22 protein-coding genes and 2 riboswitches are annotated in these 22,389 nt (G+C 68.5%); of the genes, 10 read left to right on the top strand and 12 right to left on the bottom strand.

Going from position 1 to position 22,389, the window contains the following annotated elements:
- Positions 1 to 47: 47 nt before the first annotated feature.
- Positions 48 to 665: a trimeric intracellular cation channel family protein gene (locus tag ABE434_RS03280; protein WP_121040317.1), complete on the bottom strand. Its 618-nt coding sequence runs from the start codon at positions 663 to 665 to the stop codon at positions 48 to 50.
- A 92-nt stretch (positions 666 to 757) separates the two neighbouring features.
- A riboswitch (glycine riboswitch) is annotated at positions 758 to 849 on the bottom strand.
- A gap of 8 nt (positions 850 to 857) precedes the next feature.
- Positions 858 to 951, bottom strand: a riboswitch (glycine riboswitch).
- A 44-nt stretch (positions 952 to 995) separates the two neighbouring features.
- Between ABE434_RS03280 and ABE434_RS03275 the strand changes: the two genes are divergently transcribed.
- The 3 genes from ABE434_RS03275 (at position 996) to ABE434_RS03265 (ending at position 2,184) form a co-directional block, all read left to right on the top strand.
- Positions 996 to 1,265, top strand: a complete 270-nt coding sequence (locus tag ABE434_RS03275; RefSeq protein ID WP_176988051.1) for a GIY-YIG nuclease family protein — start codon at positions 996 to 998, stop codon at positions 1,263 to 1,265.
- 86 nt (positions 1,266 to 1,351) lie between these two features.
- Entirely contained in the window at positions 1,352 to 1,696 is a 345-nt protein-coding gene (locus ABE434_RS03270; RefSeq protein WP_176988052.1) for a ribonuclease E inhibitor RraB, read from the top strand.
- Between the two features lie 53 nt (positions 1,697 to 1,749).
- A complete protein-coding gene (locus tag ABE434_RS03265) occupies positions 1,750 to 2,184 on the top strand; it encodes a nuclear transport factor 2 family protein (protein WP_176988053.1) in 435 nt (144 codons plus the stop codon).
- Positions 2,185 to 2,232: 48 nt separating this feature from the next.
- On the opposite strand, the gene ABE434_RS03260 is transcribed toward ABE434_RS03265, so the two are convergent.
- A complete protein-coding gene (locus ABE434_RS03260; protein WP_346477809.1) occupies positions 2,233 to 3,525 on the bottom strand; it encodes an NAD(P)/FAD-dependent oxidoreductase in 1,293 nt (430 codons plus the stop codon).
- A 162-nt stretch (positions 3,526 to 3,687) separates the two neighbouring features.
- Between ABE434_RS03260 and ABE434_RS03255 the strand changes: the two genes are divergently transcribed.
- Entirely contained in the window at positions 3,688 to 4,449 is a 762-nt protein-coding gene (locus ABE434_RS03255; RefSeq protein WP_123730048.1) for an NYN domain-containing protein, read from the top strand.
- Positions 4,450 to 4,525: 76 nt separating this feature from the next.
- The gene (locus tag ABE434_RS03250; protein WP_176988056.1) at positions 4,526 to 5,146 is read left to right on the top strand and encodes a glutathione S-transferase; all 621 of its coding nucleotides are present in this window, start codon (positions 4,526 to 4,528) and stop codon (positions 5,144 to 5,146) included.
- Positions 5,147 to 5,159: 13 nt separating this feature from the next.
- On the opposite strand, the gene ABE434_RS03245 is transcribed toward ABE434_RS03250, so the two are convergent.
- Entirely contained in the window at positions 5,160 to 7,340 is a 2,181-nt protein-coding gene (locus tag ABE434_RS03245; RefSeq protein ID WP_346477808.1) for a primosomal protein N', read from the bottom strand.
- 437 nt (positions 7,341 to 7,777) lie between these two features.
- On the opposite strand from ABE434_RS03245, the gene ABE434_RS03240 reads away from it, so the two are divergent.
- The 4 genes from ABE434_RS03240 (at position 7,778) to sppA (ending at position 12,817) form a co-directional block, all read left to right on the top strand.
- Positions 7,778 to 8,782, top strand: coding sequence for a hypothetical protein (locus ABE434_RS03240; protein WP_346477807.1), 1,005 nt, complete (start codon positions 7,778 to 7,780; stop codon positions 8,780 to 8,782).
- Complete coding sequence (locus ABE434_RS03235; protein ID WP_346477806.1) at positions 8,775 to 9,350, top strand: DUF3106 domain-containing protein; 576 nt, start codon at positions 8,775 to 8,777, stop codon at positions 9,348 to 9,350. The genes ABE434_RS03240 and ABE434_RS03235 overlap by 8 nt, the downstream gene beginning before the upstream one ends.
- 119 nt (positions 9,351 to 9,469) lie before the next feature.
- A complete protein-coding gene (locus tag ABE434_RS03230; RefSeq protein ID WP_346477805.1) occupies positions 9,470 to 10,834 on the top strand; it encodes an MATE family efflux transporter in 1,365 nt (454 codons plus the stop codon).
- 75 nt (positions 10,835 to 10,909) lie between these two features.
- Complete coding sequence (gene sppA, locus ABE434_RS03225) at positions 10,910 to 12,817, top strand: signal peptide peptidase SppA (protein WP_176988060.1); 1,908 nt, start codon at positions 10,910 to 10,912, stop codon at positions 12,815 to 12,817.
- Positions 12,818 to 12,890: 73 nt separating this feature from the next.
- Here the strand turns inward: sppA and ABE434_RS03220 are convergent, their stop codons facing one another.
- On the bottom strand, positions 12,891 to 13,133 hold the full coding sequence (locus tag ABE434_RS03220; RefSeq protein WP_346477803.1) for a hypothetical protein: 243 nt from the start codon (positions 13,131 to 13,133) through the stop codon (positions 12,891 to 12,893).
- A 154-nt stretch (positions 13,134 to 13,287) separates the two neighbouring features.
- On the opposite strand from ABE434_RS03220, the gene ABE434_RS03215 reads away from it, so the two are divergent.
- Positions 13,288 to 14,064: an SDR family oxidoreductase gene (locus tag ABE434_RS03215; protein ID WP_019183576.1), complete on the top strand. Its 777-nt coding sequence runs from the start codon at positions 13,288 to 13,290 to the stop codon at positions 14,062 to 14,064.
- Positions 14,065 to 14,136: 72 nt separating this feature from the next.
- Here ABE434_RS03215 and ABE434_RS03210 read toward each other — a convergent pair whose 3' ends face one another.
- From ABE434_RS03210 to dprA, 8 genes are all read right to left on the bottom strand, one after another.
- The gene (locus ABE434_RS03210; RefSeq protein ID WP_346477802.1) at positions 14,137 to 14,790 is read right to left on the bottom strand and encodes a DUF4124 domain-containing protein; all 654 of its coding nucleotides are present in this window, start codon (positions 14,788 to 14,790) and stop codon (positions 14,137 to 14,139) included.
- A 25-nt stretch (positions 14,791 to 14,815) separates the two neighbouring features.
- Positions 14,816 to 15,619 (bottom strand): DUF4124 domain-containing protein, encoded by an 804-nt coding sequence (locus ABE434_RS03205; protein ID WP_346477801.1) that lies wholly within the window; start codon positions 15,617 to 15,619, stop codon positions 14,816 to 14,818.
- Between the two features lie 43 nt (positions 15,620 to 15,662).
- Positions 15,663 to 16,223: a Sua5/YciO/YrdC/YwlC family protein gene (locus ABE434_RS03200; protein ID WP_346477800.1), complete on the bottom strand. Its 561-nt coding sequence runs from the start codon at positions 16,221 to 16,223 to the stop codon at positions 15,663 to 15,665.
- A 64-nt stretch (positions 16,224 to 16,287) separates the two neighbouring features.
- Positions 16,288 to 18,795, bottom strand: a complete 2,508-nt coding sequence (locus ABE434_RS03195) for a DNA topoisomerase I (protein WP_346477799.1) — start codon at positions 18,793 to 18,795, stop codon at positions 16,288 to 16,290.
- 194 nt (positions 18,796 to 18,989) lie between these two features.
- The gene (locus ABE434_RS03190; protein ID WP_346477798.1) at positions 18,990 to 19,898 is read right to left on the bottom strand and encodes an RDD family protein; all 909 of its coding nucleotides are present in this window, start codon (positions 19,896 to 19,898) and stop codon (positions 18,990 to 18,992) included.
- Between the two features lie 45 nt (positions 19,899 to 19,943).
- The gene (locus ABE434_RS03185) at positions 19,944 to 20,681 is read right to left on the bottom strand and encodes a GYF domain-containing protein (protein WP_346477797.1); all 738 of its coding nucleotides are present in this window, start codon (positions 20,679 to 20,681) and stop codon (positions 19,944 to 19,946) included.
- A 38-nt stretch (positions 20,682 to 20,719) separates the two neighbouring features.
- Positions 20,720 to 21,193: a DUF494 family protein gene (locus ABE434_RS03180; protein WP_088433666.1), complete on the bottom strand. Its 474-nt coding sequence runs from the start codon at positions 21,191 to 21,193 to the stop codon at positions 20,720 to 20,722.
- Positions 21,194 to 21,235: 42 nt separating this feature from the next.
- Positions 21,236 to 22,375, bottom strand: coding sequence for a DNA-processing protein DprA (gene dprA, locus ABE434_RS03175; protein ID WP_346477796.1), 1,140 nt, complete (start codon positions 22,373 to 22,375; stop codon positions 21,236 to 21,238).
- Between the last annotated feature and the right edge of the window lie 14 nt (positions 22,376 to 22,389).

Raw genomic sequence — 22,389 nt, 5'->3', positions numbered from 1 at the left:
GGTGGATGACCAACGGTCGGGTGCTACCGGTGCATTGAACGTTCCGTTCAATGCACCTCGTCGCGGTACACGAACTTCGGCATTTCCCATTTGAAGTGGATCGCCAGCAGGCGGAACAGGAAACCGCCGCCCAGGCACCACAGCGTCGCCGCGTTGAGCGACACGCCGAGTTCCAGCAGCGCCAGGTACGCCGCACCGGTGAGCAGGGTGATCACCGCATACAGTTCTTTCTGGAAGATCAGCGGCACCTCGTTGCACAGCACATCGCGCAGCACGCCGCCGAACGCACCGGTGAGCATGCCGGCGATCAGGATGATCGGCACGGTGTGCCCGCCCTCGCGTGCGACCGCGCAGCCGATCAGGGTGAAGGCGATCAGTCCCAGCCCATCGAGCACCAGGAAGGTCCGGCGGAAATGATGCATCCAGCGGGCGACCCAGGTGGCGATCAGTGCCGCGCAGATGGTGAAGCCCAGGTATTCCGGATGTTTCACCCAGCCCAGCGGGTAGTGACCGAGCACGATGTCGCGCAGCGAGCCGCCACCGAGCGCGGTGACGCAGGCGATGATGACCACGCCGAACAGGTCCATGCGGCGCCGGCCGGCCGACAGCGCGCCGGTCATGGCTTCGGCCGAGATGGCGATGAGGTAGATCAGGGAGAGCAGCATGGGGAGGGGCTCCGGGGACACGGCAGGCGGGGACGGAAACGCGCACGCGTCACGCCAGCGCTGCTGCACTGTCGTGGGTGGGATTCCGTTGCCGCTCCCGCTGTCCTTTTGCCTGAGAGTTCGGTGGCCAAGGCCACGTGCCCCTTCGGCGGGTCATTGAAGACCTCTCTCCAGATCGGCGTGTCGGATGCATGGTTGGTGGCTGTGCAGCCACCGGCCTGAGCGATTATGGGAGCCTGCGCCTTCGGCGGGCGCCAGCGCGGCGCCTCTCTCCTGCATCCGGGGCGGATTCTAGCAGCCGCCGGGCCTGCACCGGGCGATAATCCCGGTATGCCCGCTGAACCCGCCCTCTGGTACCTGTACCTGCTTGAATGCCGCAACGGCAGCTATTACGCCGGCATCAGCAACGACGTGGACGCGCGCTTCCAGGCCCATCTGGCCGGAAAAGGGGCGAAGTACACGCGGGCCAACCCGCCGGTGAAGGTGCTGGCGATGCGTGCCTACCCGGACCGCGCGGCGGCCTCGAAGGCCGAGTGGCAGCTCAAGCGGCAACCGCGGGAGCGCAAGCTGGCATGGCTGGCGCTGCCTGATTCCACGTAGCTCCGCGCGCGGGTTGTTCGGGGCTCCGCTGGCGGCATACCATCGAGCATCGTTCGTTGATCCGCTTGCCCAAGCCCTGGAGTGCCATGTCCCGCGATCTGTCGTTGTACCCGGAAGATGAGAATGGCGATGTGCTCTGGAACATGCTGCAGGACGGCGACGATCTGACGATTCCGCGCGAGGTGGATTTCGCGTTGATCTTCCCGACCCAGGACGTGGCGATCGCCTTCGCCGTGCACCTGCTCAAGAACGACCAGAAGGTGTCCTTCGCCGCGTACGAGGGCAACGATGAGTTCCCGTGGCAGGTGGTGGTGCATCCGCTGATGCTGCCGACGCACCAGAACATCTCGGGCTTCGAAGGTCTGCTGGCCAGCGAGGCGGTCTCCTACAGCGGCCAGGTCGACGGCTGGGGATGCCTGTCCCAAGGGTGAGCCACCGCAACGCTGCGTGATCCATTCGAAGGTCCGCCTGCCGGAGAGAATCGATGTCGACGTTGTCCCTGATGCTCGCGGTTGCCACGGCCGCCACACCGGCTGTCCATGGTCCTGATCCGGCCACGGTGGCCGCCATCGAAGCGACCTGTTTCGATTATGTGGATGGGCAGCTGGAAGGAAATCCCGAGCGCGTGGCGCGCTCGCTGCACCCGGACCTGGCCAAGCGCGCGATCCTGGGCGATACGCCGGACGAGCGGCTTGGCCTGCGCCGGATGTCGAAAGAGGAACTGGTCGGGTTGACCAGGGCCGGCGCGCTGAAGACGCCGAAGGCCGCGTGGAACCGGCAGTGCAAGGTGCTCGATGTCGTTGGCAACGCCGCCTCGGTGCGGCTGGAAACCCCGTGGTTCGTGGATTACTTCCACATGGGGCGGTTCGGCGAGCGCTGGGTGATCGTCAACGCGCTGTGGTACAGCAAGCCGAAGTGAACGATGGCAGCCAGGCACGGCCGGCTGCCACTGTTGCGGCACGGACGATCAGGGCGTCGGCGGTCGTTTCGGCCGGCGATCATCCTGCGCATCACCGAAGATGATCCGCGCGCTGCGCTGGTAGCTCCAGTACGCCACCGCCCAGTTCAGCAGGACCACGACGCGGTTGCGGAAGCCGATCAGGAAGAACACGTGCGCGGCCAGCCAGAACCACCAGGCCAGCACGCCGGAGAGCTGCAGGCGGCCGAGGTGGACGATCGCGGCCATGCGGCCGATGGTCGCCAGGTTGCCGAAGTCCTGGTAGTTGAACGGGCCCGGCGCAGGCTTGCCAGCCAGCCGTGCCTGGATCGTGGTCGCCACGTGCTTGCCCATCTGCTTGGCCGCTGGCGCGACGCCGGGCACCGGCTTGCCGTCGGCCTGGGTCAGTGCGGCGAGGTCGCCGGCGACGAAGATCTCCGGGTGGCCGTCCAGCGTGAGATCGGGCTGCACCGGCACGCGGCCGGCGCGATCCAGTGGGACGTCCAGCGTACGCGCCAGCGGTGAGGCGGCGACACCCGCGGCCCAGACCACGGTACGAGCCTCGACGAAGCGGTCGCCGAGCTGGAAGCCTTCGGCATTGATGTCGCTGACGGGGGTGCCGGTGAGCACTTCCACGCCCAGCTTCTCCAGCTGCCGACGCGCCTTGAGCGAGAGCACTTCGGGGAACGTCGACAGCACGCGCGGGCCGGCCTCGACCAGGCGGACCTTGGCCGAGGCGGGATCGATATGGCGGAACTCATTGCGCAGCGTGTGCCGTGCAATCTCGGCCAGGGTGCCGGCCAGTTCCACGCCGGTGGGGCCACCGCCGACCACGGCGAAACTGAGCCACGCCGCCTTGCGCGCGGGATCGGGTTCGGCCTCGGCGCGCTCGAAGGCGAGCAGCAGCTTGCGGCGCAGTGCGATGGCATCATCCAGCGTCTTCAGGCCCGGCGCATCGGCGGCCCATTCGTCGTGGCCGAAATACGCGTGGGTGGCGCCGGTGCACAGCATCAGGGTGTCGTAGGCGATCTGCGTGCCATCGGCCAGGGTCGCGGTGCGCGCCGCCTTGTCGATGTCGGTCACTTCGCCCAGCCGCACTTCAACGTTGCGCTGGTCGCCGAGGATGTGACGCAGCGGCGCGGCGATATCCGGGGCCGACAGGCCCGCCGTGGCCACCTGGTAAAGCAGGGGCTGGAACAGATGGTGGTTGCGACGGTCCACCAGGGTGATGCGCACGTGCGCCGAGGCGAGGGCACGGGTGGCCCAGAGGCCGGCAAAACCACCACCGATGATGAGCAGGTGGGGCGTGGGATCGCGGGTCATGCTTCACTCCTTGGCGGGCGCCGGAGGGGGGCGGCGCAGGTCGTCTCGTGATGCGGCCCATGGTCGCACGTGAAGCGCGATGTTCACGTCGATGGCCGATACTGGGTTCAGGGGCCATCGCGCTTGCCCGATGGCCGATCCGATCCCACGCTGGAGACCGAGATGTCCGAACCGGAAAAGCGCATCGCCCTGCTGATCGATGCCGACAACGCGCCCTCGTCCAAGATCGATGCGGTGCTGGCCGAAGTCGCCCGCTACGGCGTGGCCAATGTCCGCCGCGCCTACGGCAACTGGAAGAGCCCGCGCCTGAAAGGGTGGGAATCGGTGTTGCACGAATACGCGATCCGCCCGATCCAGCAGTTCGCCTACAGCCGCGGCAAGAACGCCTCGGACATGGCGATGGTGATCGACGCGATGGACATGCTGTACGCCCGCAATCTGGACGGCTTCGCGATCGTCTCCAGCGACGCGGATTTCACCCCGCTGGTGATGCGCCTGCTGACCGACGGGGTCAAGGTATATGGCTTCGGCGAGAAGAAAACGCCGGAGCCGTTCGTCAACGCCTGCTCGAAGTTCACCTACATCGAAGCCCTGGGTCAGCCGCATGCGGCCGATCAGGAGGTGGAGCAGGACAACGAGGAAACCCGCCCGCGCAAGAGTGGCCCGGAGCTGCGCAACGACACCCGGCTGGTGCAGATGCTGCGGCGCGCGGTGACCTCGGCCGAAGCCGAGGATGGCTGGTCGCACCTGGGCCCGGTCGGCAGCCAGATCGGCAACCAGGCTTCGTTCGATTCGCGCAATTACGGGTACGGCAAACTCAGTGATCTGCTGGCCGCGACCGGCCTGTTCGAGATGAAGAAGGACGGCAAATCGACCTATGTGCGCGCGCTGCCCAAGAAGAGTGCGGCGAAGGCGGCGAAGTAACGGCGTGCGGTTGGGCGTATCGTAGCGGCACCGCGCGACCCCGGTGCCGCGCATCGCCCGATACGAGAGTCCGACCATGCTGAAAATCTGGGGCCGTCGCAATTCCAGCAACGTGCGCAAAGTGCTGTGGTGTGCCGAGGAGATCGGGGCGCCGTACGAGTCGATCGAGGTCGGCGGTGCATTCGGTGGCACGCAGTCGCCGGAATACCGTGCGATGAATCCCAACGGGCTGGTGCCGGTGATCGAAGACCACGGCCTGCCGCTGTGGGAGTCCAACACGATCGTGCGCTATCTCTCCGCGCGCTACGCGCTGGGCACCTTGTACCCGGAAGACGTGGTGGCGCGCGCACAGTCGGAGAAGTGGATGGACTGGACCACCTCGACCTTCGCCGGGGTGTTCCGCGATCTGTTCTGGGGCACGCTGCGGACGGCCCCGGCCGACCGTGACGAGGCCCGTATCGCGGCGGCGCTGGTGCGCTCCGGCGAGCTGCTGGCGATGGCCGATGACGCGCTGTCGCGGCAGCCGTATCTGTCCGGCGAGCAGTTCGCGATGGGCGATATCCCGCTGGGCGCCTTCATCTATGCCTGGTTCGAGATGCCGATCCAGCGCCCGGACCTGCCGCATCTGGCGGCGTGGTACGAGCGGTTGAAGCAGCGGCCGGCGTATCAGCGTGGGGTCATGACGGCGTTGACCTGATCGGGTTGCCGGCCTAATACAGATCCATCGGATCCACATCCAGCGACCAGCGCACCTTGCGTGCCTGGGGCAGCGCGGAGATCTGCGGCGTCACCTGATCCAGCACGCCATGCAGTGGACGCCGGGCGGGTGAGGACAACAGCAGCTGGGTGCGCTGGTAGCCGGCACGGCGGGGCATCGGTGCCGGCATCGGGCCGTAGCGTTCCACGGCGGCATCGTCGGGAATCAGGGCACGCACGGCACTCAGCATCGCGTTGGCATGCTCCACCTGTTGTGCTTCGGCACGCAGCAGCGCGAGATGCGCGAACGGTGGAAAACCGGCCGCTTCGCGCTGCTGCAGTTCGGCCTCGGCGAAGGCGTGGTAGCCGCCGTTGACCAGCGTCTCCAGCAGGGGATGCCCGGGGTGATGCGTCTGCAGCCACACCTCGCCGGCATCGACCGCGCGCCCGGCGCGGCCAGCGACCTGGATCAGCTGCTGCGCGAGTTTTTCGCTGGCGCGGAAGTCGGCCGAGAACAGGCCTTCATCGATCCCCACCACCACCACCAGGGTCAGCTTCGGCAGGTCGTGGCCCTTGGCCAGGATCTGCGTGCCGACCAGGATGCCCGCGCGATCGCCGAGCGAGGCCAGCTGGGTTTCCAGCGCATCGCGCTTGCCGGTGGTGCCGCGGTCGATGCGGATCACCGGGAAGTCCGGGAAGGCTTCGACCAGGTGTTCTTCCAGCCGTTCGGTCCCGATGCCCTGCGGCTGCAGCGCGAGGCTGCCGCAGTCCGGGCACGCCAGCGGCGCGGACTGGCGTGCGCCACAGTGGTGGCACTGCAGGCGGCGGCCGCCGGCGTGCACGGTCATCGGCGCATCGCAGCGCTGGCACGGTGCGGTCCAGCCGCAGTCGTGGCAGAGCAGCACGGGGGCATAGCCGCGGCGGTTCTTGAAGACGAGCACCTGGTGCCCGGCCTGCAGGTGCTGGGTGATGCCGGCCAGTACTTCCGGCGAGAGCCCATCGCGCAGCGGCCGTTTGCGCACGTCGAGCACGCGGACTACCGGCGGACGCGCCGCGCCCGCGCGCTGCTTCAGGCGCAGGTGGGTGTACCGCCCGGCCTGCGCGTTGTGCAGCGATTCCAGTGACGGCGTGGCGCTGCCGAGCACCACCGCCACGTCCAGCGCCTTGGCGCGTACCAGCGCGAAATCACGCGCGTGGTAGCGGATGCCGTCCTGCTGTTTGTAGCTGCCGTCGTGCTCCTCGTCGATGACGATCAGGCCCGCATTCGGCAGCGGGGTGAACACCGCCGAGCGCGTGCCGACGATGACCTGTGCTTCGCCCCGCGCGGCGGCCGCCCAGACGCGGGCACGCTCGTTGTCGTTCAGGCCCGAGTGCAGCACATGCACCGGAATGCCCAGGCGGTTGCGGAAGCGCGACAGCGTCTGCGGGGTCAGCCCGATCTCCGGCACCAGCACCAGCGCCTGCTTGCCCCGCGCCAGGCAGGCGACGATCGCCTGCAGGTAGACCTCGGTCTTGCCGCTGCCGGTCACGCCATCGAGCAGGTAGGCGGCAAAACCGTCGGCGGCGGTGATCGCGGCGATCGCGTCGGCCTGCTCGGCATTCGGGGCAGGGCCGCTGGCCGGGGATGCCACGGCCGGCGCGTGCGCCAGCGCGATCCGTTCGACGAGACCGCGCTTGGCCAGCGACCGGGCAGCGCTGCGCCAGTCGTCCATCAACGTATCCAGCCGGTCTTCGTTCACCACGCCCTCGGCCAGGCATTCGGCCAGGCGCTGCGGGCGGGTACCGCTGCGCAGCCTGGGCTGCGGGTCGCGGCCAGCGTCCGTCAACTGCCAGCCCCACTGATGGGTATCCGGCACGGCCTCCCCGCGCCGCAGCGGGCCAGGCAGGGCGGTGCTGACCACTTCGCCCAGGGGGGCATGGGTGTAGCGCGCGAGCCACTGCAGCGAGCGCCACAGCTCGCCGGTGACCAGCGGCGTGGTGTCGATCCACTCGATCGCCGCGCGCAGGCTGCCGGGGTCCTCCACCTGGCCGATCCCCGCCACCACCCCGACCAGTTCCCGGGAGCCGAACGGCACCCGGACCCGCTGCCCGGTCATCGCCGGATCCGGGGCCGGGCCGGGCGGCGGGGCGTAGTCGAACAAGTGCGGCAGCGGCACCGGGAGGGCGACGCGCAGGGTCGAAGACGAGGAGGTCATCGGGTCAGTGTAGCGGGCGGCGGCGGACCCGATCACGCCCATTCAGCGTCTCAACGGGGTGCGCGCCGAATCATAAATCCCACCTAAATATCCGAGTTGATTGGAGATTCAGGCTTATCCACATCTTCTGTGGATAAGTCTGTGTGCCATTGCGTATGTGACCGCCCTGCGTCAGGAACTTCCGACGTTCTTCTCAGGTTGGTCAAAAAATAGCCAAGCGACAATGATCAATGAAAACAACAAGATAGCTGTGAAACAAAGTTGAAACAGACTTGACGCGGGGCTCACGTGTGGTTCTACCCCGGTTTTCCGTGGTGCTGTGCACAACCTTTTGCACCGGAAGGCTTTGCGGACCGTGGCCGCTCACAGGAAATGAACATCCGCGCGCCGCTGGAGTGACGCAATCGCTATCATTTCCACACAATGATGGAGTTGCTATGACGGCTGCGCCCGCCCCTGTTTCCTCTACCGCAGCCGGCGCGCTGTCGGCGTTTCTCCGTGGCGTTGAACGCCGCGCCCTGGTCGTGGCCGAGCTGCAGTGCGGCGACCCGACCGTCGCCGAGCAGGCCCTGGTCGCGGTCATGCGGGCGTTTGCCGGGATCGCCAGCGACCTGCCCATGGTCCAGTGGCCGGAGCGGTTCTGGTCGCTGCTGGTGCACCGCGCGCCGCTGCGCGCGCCGACCGCAGGCCGTTGGCCGTCGCCGCTGGAACATCTGGCTGGCCTGACCCCGCCGGCGCGGCTCGCGTTCCTGCTGCGGATCGGCGGCGGTCTGGACGAAGCGGCGGCCGCACAGATCCTGGATCTGCCGATGGCCGATTACCAGCACGCCCTGGCCGATGCCTGCCCCCGCGATGCCCATGGCAACCCGGATGCCGCCGGCTGGCGCGCTCTGGCCGAGCAGGTCCAGCTGCGCATTCGCGATCTGCCCGCCAGCCGGCTGCAGCGCCTGCAGCAACCGGTCGCGGCGCCGGCCAGCCAGCAGCCGGATGCCGCTTCCTGGCGCACCCCGGTCAAGTCCGATGCGCCCGCCCAGCGCCGACCGGTCAGGCGCCCGCGTGGCCGTCGCTTCCCGTGGAAGGGCGTGCTGATCGTGGCCGTCACCGCCGGTGTGCTGCTTGGCGGCGCGGCGTGGTGGAAACACGCGCGCCAGGCCGGCGGGCCCGAGGTGGCGACCCCCGAAGGCGCGGTTGCCGATGCGGGGCCGGTCACCGTGGAAGCGTTGCCTGCCGACGACCTGCCGACCGTGGCCCCGACCGCGTCGCCGTACGCTGCCAGCGATGCGGCAATGCTGGCCGATCCGGACCTGCCGACCGCCCGCGATGCCGATCTGTACGCGTGGTTCGCCGCCGGGGGCCCCGTCCCGGTTGACGAATCCCAGGCCCAGCCCAGCCGCCCCGAACCCGCTACCGCCGGCCTGGAGACGGCTGCCGCCGATGAGTAAGCCTGCCTTGCTGCTGATCGCCCTGGGGCTGTCGAGCGCCGCCAGCGCCGCCCCCAACCGGGTCGAGGTTCCCCTCGCCGTGCCCGCGCCGACCCCTGCCACCGCGCCGGCCACCGCGCCGGCCATCCCGGCGACCCCGGCGGCGCTGGACCCGGCCCAGCTGCGCGAGCTGCGCAGCCGCTATGCCGCCTGGCAGGCCATGGGCGAAAGCGAACGTGCCCGCGTCCGTGCCGCCGCGGCGCGGGTTGCGGCGCTGCCCCCGGCCCAGCAGCAGGCGCTGCGCCAGCGTTTCGCCGAGCAGGACCAGCGCTTCCGCGACGGCTGGCTGCTCGGCCCGCAGCTCGGCCACGAGTTCACCAAGCTGCAGGGCCTGTTCGGCTATCTGCCGGCCGAGCAGCGCCCGACCGCGTTGGCGGTGCTGCGCCAGCTCACGCCGTCCCAGCTCACCCAGTTGACCCTGGTCGCCCAGCGCACCCCGCCGCAGGATCGCGACCGCGTCCGCGCCGAGTTCCTCGGAGTGGCCCCGGGTGCGCGCGACAGCTGGCTGCGCGAACACGTCGGCCACTGACGGCATCGCCCCGTTTAGCTGAAAGCGCGGCTTTTCCCCGGCCGCGCGCGTAAGATATCGGTCCGCAACCCGGTGCCTGTGCCCTCCGCGCGCGACCGCAGTTGCCGTCTGTGACGTCCATGTCTACCGCTTCCTCCACGCCGCGCCTCTCCCGGGAAGTGCGCGCCACCGGTCTGCTCGCGCTGCCGCTGGTTCTGGGCCATGTTTCCACCGGCCTGATCTCCTTCGTCGACAACGTGATCGCCGGTCACCACGGCACCCACACGCTCGCGGCCGTCACCATCGGCACCGCACTGCTGTGGTTGCCGATGCTGATCCCGATCGGCACCCTGATCTCGCTGACCGCCTCGGTCTCGCAGCTGCACGGCGCGGGCCGCGAGCGCGAGATCGGCCCGCTGTTCCGGCAGGCGCTGTGGTTGGCGCTGGGCCTGGGCCTGATCATGTTCACCTTCCTCACGGTGGTGCCGCCGCTGCTGCCGGCGTTCGGCATCGCGCCGGACATCGTGCCCGGCGCGACCGCGTTCCTGCATGCGGTGCGCTGGGGCGGCCCGGCGCTGACGCTGTACTTCTGCATGCGCTACCTGAGCGAGGGCATGCACTGGACGCTGCCGACGATGCTGCTGGGCTTCGGCGGCCTGCTGGTGCTGGCCCCGCTGGGCTACGTGCTCTGCTACGGCAAGCTCGGTTTCCCCGAGCTGGGCGCCGAAGGCCTGGGCATGGCCTCGGCGATCATGATGTGGCTGCAGGCACTGTGCTTTGCCGGCTATCTCTGGAAGACCAAGCGCTTTGCCCACCTGCAGCTGTTCTCGCATTTCGAGGCGCCGCGCTGGAGCGCGATCTGGGACCTGCTGCGGACCGGCCTGCCGATCGGCATCACCGTGCTGATGGAAGGCGGGCTGTTCATCGTCACCGCACTGCTGATAGGTCGCCTCGGCGCCACCGAAGCGGCCTCGCACCAGATCGCGATCAATGTCGCCCAGCTGTGCTTCATGATCCCGATGGGCGTGGCCGAGGCCACCACGGTGCGGGTCGGCCATGCGGTCGGCAGCGGCAACGGGCTGGGCGTGCGCCGGGCGGCGATCGCCGGGCTGCTGATCATCCTGGGCACACAGACGTTCTCGGCGCTGGTGCTGCTGTTCGGCCATGACGCCATCGTCGGCGTCTACACGAACGATCTGGGCGTGGCCGCACTGGCCTCGACCCTGCTGCTGTATGCGGCGGCGTTCCAGTTCCCGGATGGCATCCAGGTGCTCTCGGCCGGCGCGCTGCGCGGGCTCAAGGACACCCGTGTGCCGATGTTCATCGCGATGTTCTCGTACTGGGGCCTGGGCATGCCGCTCGGCGCCGGGCTGGGACTGGGCCTGGGCATGGGCCCGCAGGGCATGTGGCTGGGCCTGATCCTGGGCCTGACCGCCGCTGCCATCCTGATGGCCTGGCGACTGCGCGTGAGCAGCGCCCGCGCCGGGCTCCCTTCGACACCCTGACTTGTGTCCGATGCCGGCGCGCCCGGCACCGGCTATTCTGGCACCACGGCAAGAAGCCACTCTGGAGTTACCCCCATGAACCAACCCGCGCGTCGCAATCCCGTCGCCAGCTTCTTCATCGGGCTGTGGGATGTGATGAACTTTACCCGCCGGCTCATCCTCAACCTGGTGTTCTTCGGCCTGCTGTTCCTGATCCTGATCCTGTTCATCGTCGCGATGGGCAAGAGCGCGACCTCGAAGGCATCGCTGCAGGACCGCACGACCCTGGTGATCGCACCGGAAGGCCGTCTGGTCGAGCAGTTCAGTGCCGATCCGGTCAGCCGCGCGCTGGGCAAGGCGGTCGGTGACAAGGGCGCCGAAGAAATCCAGCTGCGCGATCTGATCCGCGCGCTGGAGGCCGCCAAGACCGACAAGAAGATCGAGCGCGTGGTGCTCGAGCTGGACAAGCTGCAGCCCAGCGGCTTCGCCTCGATGCGCGAAGTGACCGTCGCGCTGCAGGAACTGCGTGCCGCCGGCAAGCAGGTGGTCGCCTTCAGCGAGAACATGAGCCAGTCGCAGTACCTGCTGGCCTCGCAGGCCAATGAGGTCTACCTGGACCCGATGGGCGGCGTGGTGCTCGAGGGCCTGGGCCGCTACCGCCAGTACTTCCGCACCGGCCTGCAGGACAAGCTCGGCGTGGACGTGCACCTGTTCAAGGTGGGCGAGTACAAGTCGGCCGCCGAACCGTACGTGCTGGATGCCGCTTCGCCGCAGGCCAAGGAAGCCGATCTGTTCTGGATGAACGATGTGTGGCAGCGCTACCTGGCCGACATCGCCAAGGCACGCAAGCTCGACCCGGCACAGTTGGCCGCCGGCATCGACACCATGCCCGAAGGCATCGCCGCCGCCGGTGGCGACCTGGCCAAGTTCGCCCTGCAGCAGAAGCTGGTGGACGGCCTGAAGACGCGCGAGGAAGTGGACACCCTGCTGACCGAACGCGGCATCGCCGACGATGACGCCGACGGTGGCTACCGCAACGTCAACCTCGATGCGTACCTGAGCGTGCTCGACAGCCGTCGTTCGCCGGTGGACTCGCGTCCGCAGGTGGCGGTGATCGTGGCTTCCGGTGAAATCTCCGGCGGCGATCTGCCGGCCGGCCGCATCGGTGGCGAATCGACCTCGGCGCTGCTGCGCGAGGCGCGCGACGACAAGGACGTGAAGGCCGTGGTGCTGCGCGTCAGCTCGCCGGGCGGTGAAGTGTTCGCCTCCGAGCAGATCCGCCGCGAAGTGGTCGCGCTGAAGGAAGCCGGCAAGCCGGTGGTGGTCTCGATGGGCGATCTGGCGGCCTCGGGCGGTTACTGGATCAGCATGAACGCCGATCGCATCTACGCCGACCCGTCCACGATCACCGGTTCGATCGGCATCTTCGGCATGATCCCGAACGTGGCCCGCTCGCTGGACAAGATCGGCGTGCATACCGATGGCGTGGGCACCACCCGCTTCGCCGGTGCGTTCGACATCACCCGCCCGATGGACCCGGCCGTGGGCCAGGTCATCCAGTCGGTGATCAACAAGGGCTACGCCGATTTCACCGGCAAGGTCGCCGCCGCGCGCAACAAGCCGGTGGAAGCGGTCGATGAAGTCGCCCGGGGTCGTGTGTGGAGCGGTGCGCAGGCCAAGGAACGCGGCCTGGTCGATGAGTTCGGTGGCCTGAAGACCGCCGTCGCCGATGCCGCCAGCCGCGCCAAGCTCGGTGAGGCCGGCAAGTTCCGCGTGCGCTACATCGAGAAGGCGGCCACGCCGTTCGCGCAGTTCCTCAGCGGCTTCGCCGGCAGCCATGCCGGTGCCTGGATGCTGGGCGAGTCGGGCATGGCCCGTCTGATGCTGGCCCGTTCGATGCCGGAGCTGGATACCCAGCTGCGCTTCGTCGAAGACGCCGCACGTGACCCGCGCAACAACGCCGCGCCGGTCAAGACGCTGGTGTACTGCTTCTGCGGTCTGTAAGCGGGCTCAGCGGCGCCCTGTGACACCCGAACGCCCGGCCTGTGCCGGGCGTTCTGCTATCCGGCCCATCGGATCACGGGCTGGGCTCGGGCGGTGGCGTGTCACCGCTGGCGCGGTCGGCTTCGGCGGCGCGGGCGTCGGCGGACTGCTGCAGGGTGTCGCTGACCGACCGGGCGCGGTCGATCGGTTTCTGGATTGCATCGCGCAGTTCGGTGGCCTGCGGTTCCGGTGGGGTGTCCGGTGCTGGCGGCACCGGGCGGTTGCAGGCGCTCAGCGCGATCATCGCGAGCAGCGGCAGGGCAATACGGATCGTCATGGCAACCTCCCTCGTTGAGCCGGTAGCGGAGGACCAGTGTCCCACCGCCTCGCGCATCGCGCGTGATGGCCTCCGGTGCGCGGGCCATCGCGCGTTATCCTATCCGGGCAGCACTGTGGGTGCCGCATTCCATGGATCACTGCAGGAGAAGGGCGTGAGCGCGCAACGTTGGCGACTGGATGGACAGACCGCATTGATCACCGGCGCCAGTGCCGGCATCGGCTTGGCGATCGCGCGCGAACTGCTGGGCTTCGGTGCGGACCTGCTGATCGTCGGCCGCGATGCCGATGCCCTGGAAATGGCCCGCGACGAACTGGCCGACGCCTTCCCTGACCGGGAGATCCACGGCCTGGCCGCCGACGTCTCCGATGACGAGGATCGTCGCGAGATCCTGGACTGGGTGGAAGACCACAGCGATGGCCTGCACATCCTGGTCAACAACGCCGGGGGCAACATCAGCAAGCCGGCCACCGAATACACCGAAGACGAATGGCGCGGGATCTTCGAGACCAATCTGTTCTCGGCGTTCGAGCTGTCGCGCTACGCGCACCCGCTGCTGGCCCGGCACGCGGCCTCGGCGATCGTCAATGTGGGCAGCGTCTCCGGCCTGACCCATGTACGCAGTGGTGCGGTGTACGGCATGACCAAGGCCGCGATGCACCAGATGACCCGCAACCTGGCCGTGGAATGGGCCGAGGACGGCATCCGCGTGAACGCCGTGGCGCCGTGGTACATCCGCACCCGGCGCACCTCCGGGCCGTTGTCCGATCCGGATTACTACGAGCAGGTGATCGATCGCACCCCCATGCGCCGCATCGGCGAACCCGAAGAGGTGGCTGCGGCCGTGGGCTTCCTGTGCCTGCCGGCGTCCAGCTATGTCACCGGCGAGTGCATCGCGGTGGATGGCGGGTTCCTGCGCTACGGGTTCTGAGCCGGCCAGCGGCCGGCACTACCGGTCACAGGGTGCGCGGCAGAACGCGGTCATGGCATACGGTGGATCCAGTCACGGCAGCGGGCAATCGCTCTCGGCCAACACCGCTTCCAGGCGCGCGCGCTCGGCGGTCGCGGCGGCCTCATTCTCGGGCGCGGCGAAACGCTCGCGGCCGCGCGCATCGCGGAAGCGCTGCTGCCAGCTGCTGCAGCGCTGGGCCTCCGCCACCGGCGCGCAGACATCGCGCACGACTTCGCAGCTGGCCGCATTGCTCGGCGCGCTGCTGCCGCCCAGGCCGGTGATGGCCAGCGACTCGCAGCGCGACGGCGCCGGTTCGCGTTCGTGCAGGTAGCGGTTGCCCTCGGCGGAGACGCACTGATAGATCTCCGGCAATGGGGGCTTGGCCGGCACGGTGTCGTCGGGCCCGGCCGTCGGCGCTTCCGGGCGCAGCGCGGCGCTGTCGAGCAGGCCGCTGTCCTCGTCACCTTCCTGCGGCAGCGGCGGCATGGTGTGACGGGAGGGGGGTGCGACCGGCGCGGACGGCACGTCGGCCGGTGCGCGGACCGGTGCGCTGATCCGCTGGATGCGCTGCTCGCTCCCGGCCGGGCAGGCCACGCTCTGGATGGTCAGGTTGCCGCCCGCATCGGTGCAGCGGAAGAACACCGCATCGTCGGCAACCGCCGGCAGGGGCACGAGCAACAAGAGCAGCAGGAACCGTCGTTTCATCGCATCAGTGTAGAGCGCAGCGCGCTCAGTGGCCGCCGCAGTCCTGGTCAAGGCGCGCATCGATCCCGCGCTGCTCGCGGGTGAGTGCGTCGCGCTCGCCCTGCAGCGCGCTGTTGTAGCGGCGGATCAGGTCCCAGCGCCGGTCCTTCAGCCGCGAGCAGACTTCCTGCGCGGGCAGCGCATGGCATTCGTCGCGGACCAGCACGTTACCGGCCGGCACCACCACGTTGGTGCCCAGCCCCGGATGCGGATAGCCACCGCCCTGCCAGTGCGAACTGCCCCCGCCGATGCTGATGCTGCCGCCGCCCCGCGTGCCGCCGCCGGTCACCGACACCGCGCCACCGCTGCTGCTGACCGAGCCACTGCCCATCGGTGCGATGGGGGGCAGCGGACGCGGTGGCGGGTAGCCGCCCGGGGGCGGCCGCGGTCCGGATGGATAGGGCAGATAGGCATTGGTCCAGATCGGCACCCAGCGCGGATTGCCCTCGCTGCTGTCGCTGACGTAGGTGTCGCCCTCGCTGGTCGTGCATTCGTACATCGGCTGCGGCGGCTGTACATGCACGTAGCGCACTTCGCGTTCGGGCGCGCGCGGGGCCGGCGCCGGGTCGGGCGTACGGTCGCTGCGCACCACCTGCGGCGCCGGGTCGCGCGGGCGCTGCAGGTCGCGGACTTCCTGCCGGCCTTCGCGACACGGTGCGTCCTGCAGCGAGACGGCGCCGTTGCTGCCCACGCAGCGGTAGGCGCGCACATTGTCGGTCTGCGCCGCGGCGGGCACGACAGGGCTCAGCAGTGCGAGCAGGGACAACCACAAGGCAGGGCGCAGGGTCATGCGCGCAGTGTGCGGGTTTGGCCGCCGCGGCGCAAAAGCCGGCTCAGCTGCGCAACACCTGGCCGCTGAGCGCATCGCGGATCGGCGTGGGTTGCGCCAGGCCACCGGTGTGGCCGTCGATCAGGCCATCGAGCAGGGCCAGCAGGCGCGGGTCCAGCTCTTCGCGGGTGCGGGCCGGTGGCTCGCCGGCGAGGTTGGCGCTGGTGGAGACCAGTGGCCCGCCCCAGGCCCGGCACAGCGCGGCAATCAGCGGGTGTGCGCTGATCCGCACCGCGATGCCGCTGTGCTCGCCGGTGATCCAGCGTGGCGCACGTTTGCCGGCCGGCAGGATCCAGGTGTTGGCGCCGGGCCAGCTGGCCAGTACGACACCTTGGCGGTCCGGCGGCAGGGCATCCATGCGCACCCAGCCGTCCAGCTGGGCCGGATCGGCGGCGACCAGGATCATGCCCTTCTCGACCGGGCGCTGTTTGAGCTGCAGCAGCTTCATCACCGCCGCCTCGTGCGCGGGATCGCAGCCCAGGCCCCAGACCGCTTCGGTGGGATAGGCGATCACCCCGCCGGCGCGCAGCGCAGGCAGGGCGGTGTCCACAGTGAGTTCGTTCATGAGAGGCGGGCCGGATGCATGGCCCGCATTATCCTCCCGCCGTGGCGGGAGGGGTCAACCAGGCTCAGGGAGCCGCGACCTTCTTGACGGCCTTCTTCACGGTCTTCTTGGCCGCTTTCTTGGTGGCCTTCTTCGCCGTGGCCTTCTTCGCCGTGGCCTTCTTCGCGACCTTCTTCACCGCGGTCTTCTTGGTCGCTTCACCCGCGGCGGCTTTCTTGGCCGGTGCCTTCTTGGCCACGACCTTCTTCGCGGCCTTCTTGCCGAAGCCCTTGCGCACCGGCTTGCCGGTGTCTTCCATCAGCTTCTGCACTTCCGCCAGGGTCAGCGACGCGGGCTCGCGATCCTTCGGGATCTTGCCGTTCATCTTGCCGTCGCTGATGTACGGGCCGAAGCGGCCGTTGAGGACCTGGATCTCGCTGCCCTCGAACTCCTTGATGATCCGGTTGCGCGCGATCTCTTCCTTCTCTTCGATCAGGAACACGGCGCGGGCCAGGTCGATGGTGTACGGGTCGTCTTCCTTCTTCAGCGAGGCATAAGTGCTGCCGCGCTTGGCGAACGGACCGAAGCGACCGATGCCGACGCTGACATCCTCATCTTTGTCCTGGCCGAGCGCGCGCGGCATCAGGAACAGCTCCAGCGCGTCTTCCAGGGAGATGGTGTGCATCGACTGGCCCGGGCGCAGCGAGGCGAACTTGGGCTTGTCCTCGGCGTCCTCGGCGGTGCTGCCGATCGCCGCGTACGGCCCGAAACGGCCCAGGCGCACGCTGACCGGCTTGCCGGTCTTGGGGTCGGTACCGAGCTCGCGCGCGCCACTGGCTTCGGCGCGGTCGACCGATTCGTTCTTTTCGCCGACCAGCTTGTGGAACGGTTCCCAGAACCGTGCCATCAGCGGGATCCAGTCTTCCTCGCCCCGCGACACCGCATCGAGCTCGTCTTCGAGCTTGGCGGTGAAGTCGTAATCCACGTACTGGGTGAAGTGGCTGGACAGGAACTTGGACACCGCACGGCCGACGTCGGACGGGCGGAAGCTGCGGCCTTCCATTTCCACGTATTTGCGGAACAGCAGGGTCTGGATGATCGAGGCGTAGGTCGAGGGACGGCCGATGCCGTACTCCTCGAGCGCCTTGACCAGCGCCGCTTCGGTGAAGCGCGGCGGCGGCTGGGTGAAGTGCTGTTCGGCCAGGATGCGCTCGAGCGGCACGCGGTCGCCGGGCTTCATCGCCGGCAGCTTGCGGCCTTCATCGTCGTCCTCGGCGCTCTTGTTGTCCTTGCCTTCCTCGTACACGGCGAGGAAGCCGGGCACGACCACGGTGGTGCCGCTGGCGCGGAACACGTGCTCGCTGCCGGCCGAGAGGTCCACGCTGACGGTGTTGAGCGTGGCCGGGATCATCTGGCAGGCGACGGCGCGCTTCCAGATCAGCTCGTACAGCTTGCGCTCGTCATCGGTGAGGAAGCGCGCCACCTGGGCAGGCGTGCGCAGCGCCGAGGTCGGGCGCACGGCTTCGTGGGCTTCCTGGGCGTTCTTGGATTTGGTCTGGTAGGTGTTCGGCTGGTCCGGCAGCGAGCCGATGCCGTAGTCGCGCGCGATCACGTCGCGGATCTCGGCCAGTGCGTCCTGCGAGAGGTTCACCGAGTCGGTACGCATGTACGAGATCAGGCCGACGGTGCCTTCTTCCTCACCGATCGCCATGCCTTCGTACAGCTTCTGCGCGACCTGCATGGTCTTGCGCGTGGTGAAGCCGAGCTTGCGCGAGGCTTCCTGCTGCAGCGTGGAGGTGGTGAACGGTGGGGCCGGGCGGCGCTTGCGCTCCTTGCTGACCACGTCGGTGACATGCAGGGCGCCCTGGGCGGCCTGCTGGATGCGCATGCGCGCGGCCTCGGCGGTGTCGCCGTCGGTCACGGTGAACTGTTCGAACTTCTGGCCGTCCAGCTTGATCAGGCGCGCATTGAAGTGCTGCGAGGGATGCGCGCACAGCGCATCGATGCTCCAGTACTCGCGGGCGATGAAGGCTTCGATCTCTTCTTCGCGCTCGACGATCATGCGCAGCGCCGGGCTCTGCACGCGGCCGGCGGACAGGCCGCGCTGCACCTTGCGCCACAGCACCGGGGACAGGTTGAAACCGACCAGGTAGTCCAGCGCGCGGCGCGCCTGCTGGGCATCGACCAGGTCGCCGGCGATCTCGCGCGGGTGGCCCATCGCTTCCTTGATGGCGCGCGGGGTGATCTCGGTGAAGACCACGCGCTGCATCGGCTTGTCCTTGACCAGCCCGCGTTCCTTCAGGATTTCGGCGATATGCCAGCTGATCGCTTCACCCTCGCGATCCGGATCGGTCGCCAGGAAGATGTCGTCGGCGGTTTTGGCCGCCTTGACGATGGCATCGACGTGCTTCTCGTTCTTCTCGATGAGGTCGTAGCGCATCGCGAAGTTGTTGTCGGGATCGACCGCGCCTTCCTTGGGCACCAGGTCACGCACATGCCCATACGAGGCCAGGACAGTGAAGTCCTTGCCGAGGTATTTGTTGATCGTCTTGGCCTTGGCGGGCGATTCGACGATGAGCAGGTGCTTGGGCATGGCGTCAGGATTCTATGGGCAGGGCCCCGGGGAGGGCCGCTAGGGTGGAGCAAATGGCCGCATTAGTGAAGCGGCGCGGGCGATATACATAAACCGAACGCCCGGGGGTGGGCCGGGCGTTCAGCTTTCTGCCTATTAGTGGAATCACGCCGGGACCGCTCATGTCAAGCGGCCCGATGTGAGGACGGCTCAGATCAGGACATCGAGGCGATCACGCCGATCATGGCGATCATCACGCCGAACAGGGCCACCACGGCCAGTGCGGCGATCACCAGGATCACGATGGTGACCGTGCCCAGGCCGCGCTGCTGCAGCTCGGGATGCTCGGTGAAGGCCCACTTGTCCACCACCAGGGTGTCGCACATCATGTCGTGCAGCGCCTGCTTGCGCTCGGTGAAGGCGGCCATGATGAAACCGATCATCAGGATCAGGCTGCTGACGATGGTCGCCAGGTAGCGGCAGAAAGCCCGCAGGAAGCTGATCCGCTCGCCATTGCCGCGCACCACCTTGATGCCGACCGCCATCTTGCCCAGCGTGGCCCCGCCGCGCGAGGCGTGGAAGCCGGCGTAGTAACCGATGCTGATGACCAGGCTGAGCAGCATCACCACCAGCGTCAGCGCGACCTGCACGCCTTCGTTGCCCGAGCTGGCGCCCATCACGTTGATGATCATGCTCAGCGGCAGGGTGACCACGGTGAGCAGGATGTAATCGATGAAGTAGGCGGCGTAGCGCTTCCAGAAACCGGCGTAGACCACGTCCTGGCCGTCGACCACGGCCGACCCGGCATAGCCGGTGGCCGTGGCAGGCGCGGTGTACGGTGAGTAGGTGCCGCCACCGGTGCCCGGCAGCGGCGCGGTGCCGTTGTCGATCGCGGTGTAATCCCCGCGCAGGTCGATGCCGTTGCCGAGAGTGCTGGCGGCCGAGGCCAGGTTCTGCAGCTGCAGCTCATCGACCGCCTCGGACAGCGGCGCCCACTGCGCGAACCCCTCGCGCCACACCAGCGTGGCCAGGGTGATGTCACCGCGCTGGAAGCGCTGGCGCATGTCCTCTGCGCCCAGCGGTCCCTGACGTTCCTGGCCATCGGCGAAATACCACTCAGTCATTGCTTCAATCCCCTGTTGGGTGCATCCATGGACATGCGTCCGTTATCAGCCGCGGCATTCCAGCGGCAGGTACTTGTCATCGGGTTCGCCGCTGCATTCCCAGTGCCCGGCGCCGTTGTAGTCCAGCCACAGCAGCTTGCCGTCCAGCGGGGTGCTGCCCGGGACGGTCAGCTCGGCTTCCACGCCGCAGTGGCCGTTGTCGAAGCGACCGATCCGCACCGCACCGATGGCACCGTCGGCATAGCTTTCGGCCGGCTGGAAGCCTTCGTCATCGTTGACCGGGCAACGGCCGTATTCGCCGTGGAATCCAGCCACCGCGAGCTTGATCGGGGCCAGCGTCACCAGCGCCTCGCTGGTCTTGGACCGCGCGACGTACTCCTGATAGACCGGCAGGGCGATCGCCGCGAGTACCGCGCCGATGATCACCACCAGCACCCCGATTACGCCCGCGATGATGCCCACGATCGCGCAGCCGCTCAGGCCCTTGCGGGGCGGCGGAACGGCGACGGGAGGTTCGGGAGTGACGGGAACGGCCGGTGTGGCGGGAAGCGCCGGCGGCACGGCGGGGCCGGGCTCCGGGGTTTCCACGGTGTCAGCGACAGGGGGGATGTCCAGGCCGATCTCGGCCGCCACTGTTTCCAGCGGCTGCCACTGGGCCATGCCGTCGCGCCAGACCAGCGTATCCAGCGCGATGCGGCTGGAACGGTAGAGCGCGATCAGTTCGTCAGCAGGCAGCGGACCGCGCTGCTGACTGTTTCCTTCTGCAAAGAACCACTGGTCCACGGGCCCGCTCCTGAATGCGCAAGGCGCTCAGTGTACGGTCAGTGAAGCGGTTCCGGCTCGTCCACGAACATCTGGGTTTCCATCCAGGCGTACGCGGCCTCGGCCCCGGGCTGGTTGAACAGCACCATCAGCACGACCCACTTGAGGTCGTCCAGGTCCAGTTCGTCCTGGTCCAGCGCCATCGCCCGGTCCAGCACCAACTCGCGCTGGCTGGCGTCGAGGATGCCGTGCTGCTCCAGGAACATCAGGAAGCCGCGGCCTTCCACGTCGAGCTTGTCCAGCTCGGGGCCATGGAAAATCCGCACCGGGCCATTGACGCGGCCCAGCACGACGGCGGGCCGCTGCTCGGCGAGCGCGTCCAGCCAATCGAAGGCTTTGTTGATCTCGGTGGGGCTGAAGCCAGCCTGGATCAGGCCGTTCTGGAGGGAGTCGCGGTCGCGGATGAGGTCCGCGTCTTCGCTGAAATAGTGTTCGAACAGGTACAGCAGGACATCCAGAATGCTCTCTTTCATTGCCCCTCGGCCTGCGTCAACGACGCTGTGGAGGTGAAGAAACTAGGGTTTTCGACAGTAGCGACCATGGGCGGCCATTACCTTTCCATCCAGTTCCATGACCAGCAGCATGGCCGACAGCTGGGCCGCCGTCAATCCGCTGCGCTGGATCAATGAATCCATACCCGTTGGGTCGTGATCCAGGGCTTTCCACAAGCACTGGTAGTCCGGGTCGGTGTAGGAAGGGGCGCGCTCGGGCGCCGGTCGTGCCTGTTCAGTGGGGGCGTCCAACCGGGTTCGCAAGGCCCCGGCCAGGGTCTGGGCCAGGGCAGCCAGGCCGGCAGTCACCTCGGCCGGTTCCTCGACCAGGGCCGCGCCCTGCCGGATCAGCCGGTGGCAGCCGCGGGCCCGTGGGTTGCGGATCGAGCTGGGCAGGGCGAACACCTCGCGGCCCGCCTCGGCGGCGCAGCGGGCGGTGATCAGCGCGCCCGAGCGCTGCGCGGCCTCGATCACCACGGTGCCGAGGCTGAGCCCGGCGATGATCCGGTTGCGCGCGGGAAAATGCGCCTGGGTCGCCGGCATGCCCGGCGCGTATTCGCTGACCACGGCCCCGATAGCGGCGATCCGTTCATGCAGGGCGGCATGCCGGGGCGGATAGGTCTGGTCCAGGCCGGTGGCGACGACGGCCACGGTCATGCCGCCGGTCACCTGCAGCGCGCCGTCATGGGCCTGGGCGTCGACCCCGGTCGCCAGCCCGCTGATGACCGACCAGCCGTCCGCCGCCAGCGCGGTGGCGAAGTCACGCGCGTGCTCGCGACCGCCGGGGGAGGGCGAACGGCTGCCGACCACCGCCACGGCCGGATGCCAGAGCCGCGCCGGGTCGCCGTCGACGAACAGTGCAACCGGCGGCTCCTCGATCTGGGCCAGCAGGGCCGGGTAGTCCGGATCGGTCAGTGCGAGCAGGTGATGGCGGTCATCGACCAGCCAGGCCAGGGCATGCGCCAGATAGCGCTCGTCCGGCAGGGCCAGCCGGGCGCGTTGCGCGGGCGTGCAGCCGGCGGCCCGCCAGGCGGTCGGGCCGGCCCGCAGCGCCGCTGCGGCATCCGGAAACTGGCGCAGCAGGCGCAGGCGGGGCGGCAGCGCACCGCCGGCCAGGACCAGGGTGAGCAGGGCGGTGGACGAGGCCAGGCAGGGAATAGGCATCCCTGCAGCGTGCG

Origin of the sequence: Stenotrophomonas sp. TWI1183, assembly GCF_039673115.1 — a bacterium.
In the GTDB taxonomy this organism is placed as follows: domain Bacteria; phylum Pseudomonadota; class Gammaproteobacteria; order Xanthomonadales; family Xanthomonadaceae; genus Stenotrophomonas; species Stenotrophomonas maltophilia_AA.
Note: the sequence above shows the minus strand (reverse complement) of the source record. Positions and strands in the feature narration are given on the sequence as shown.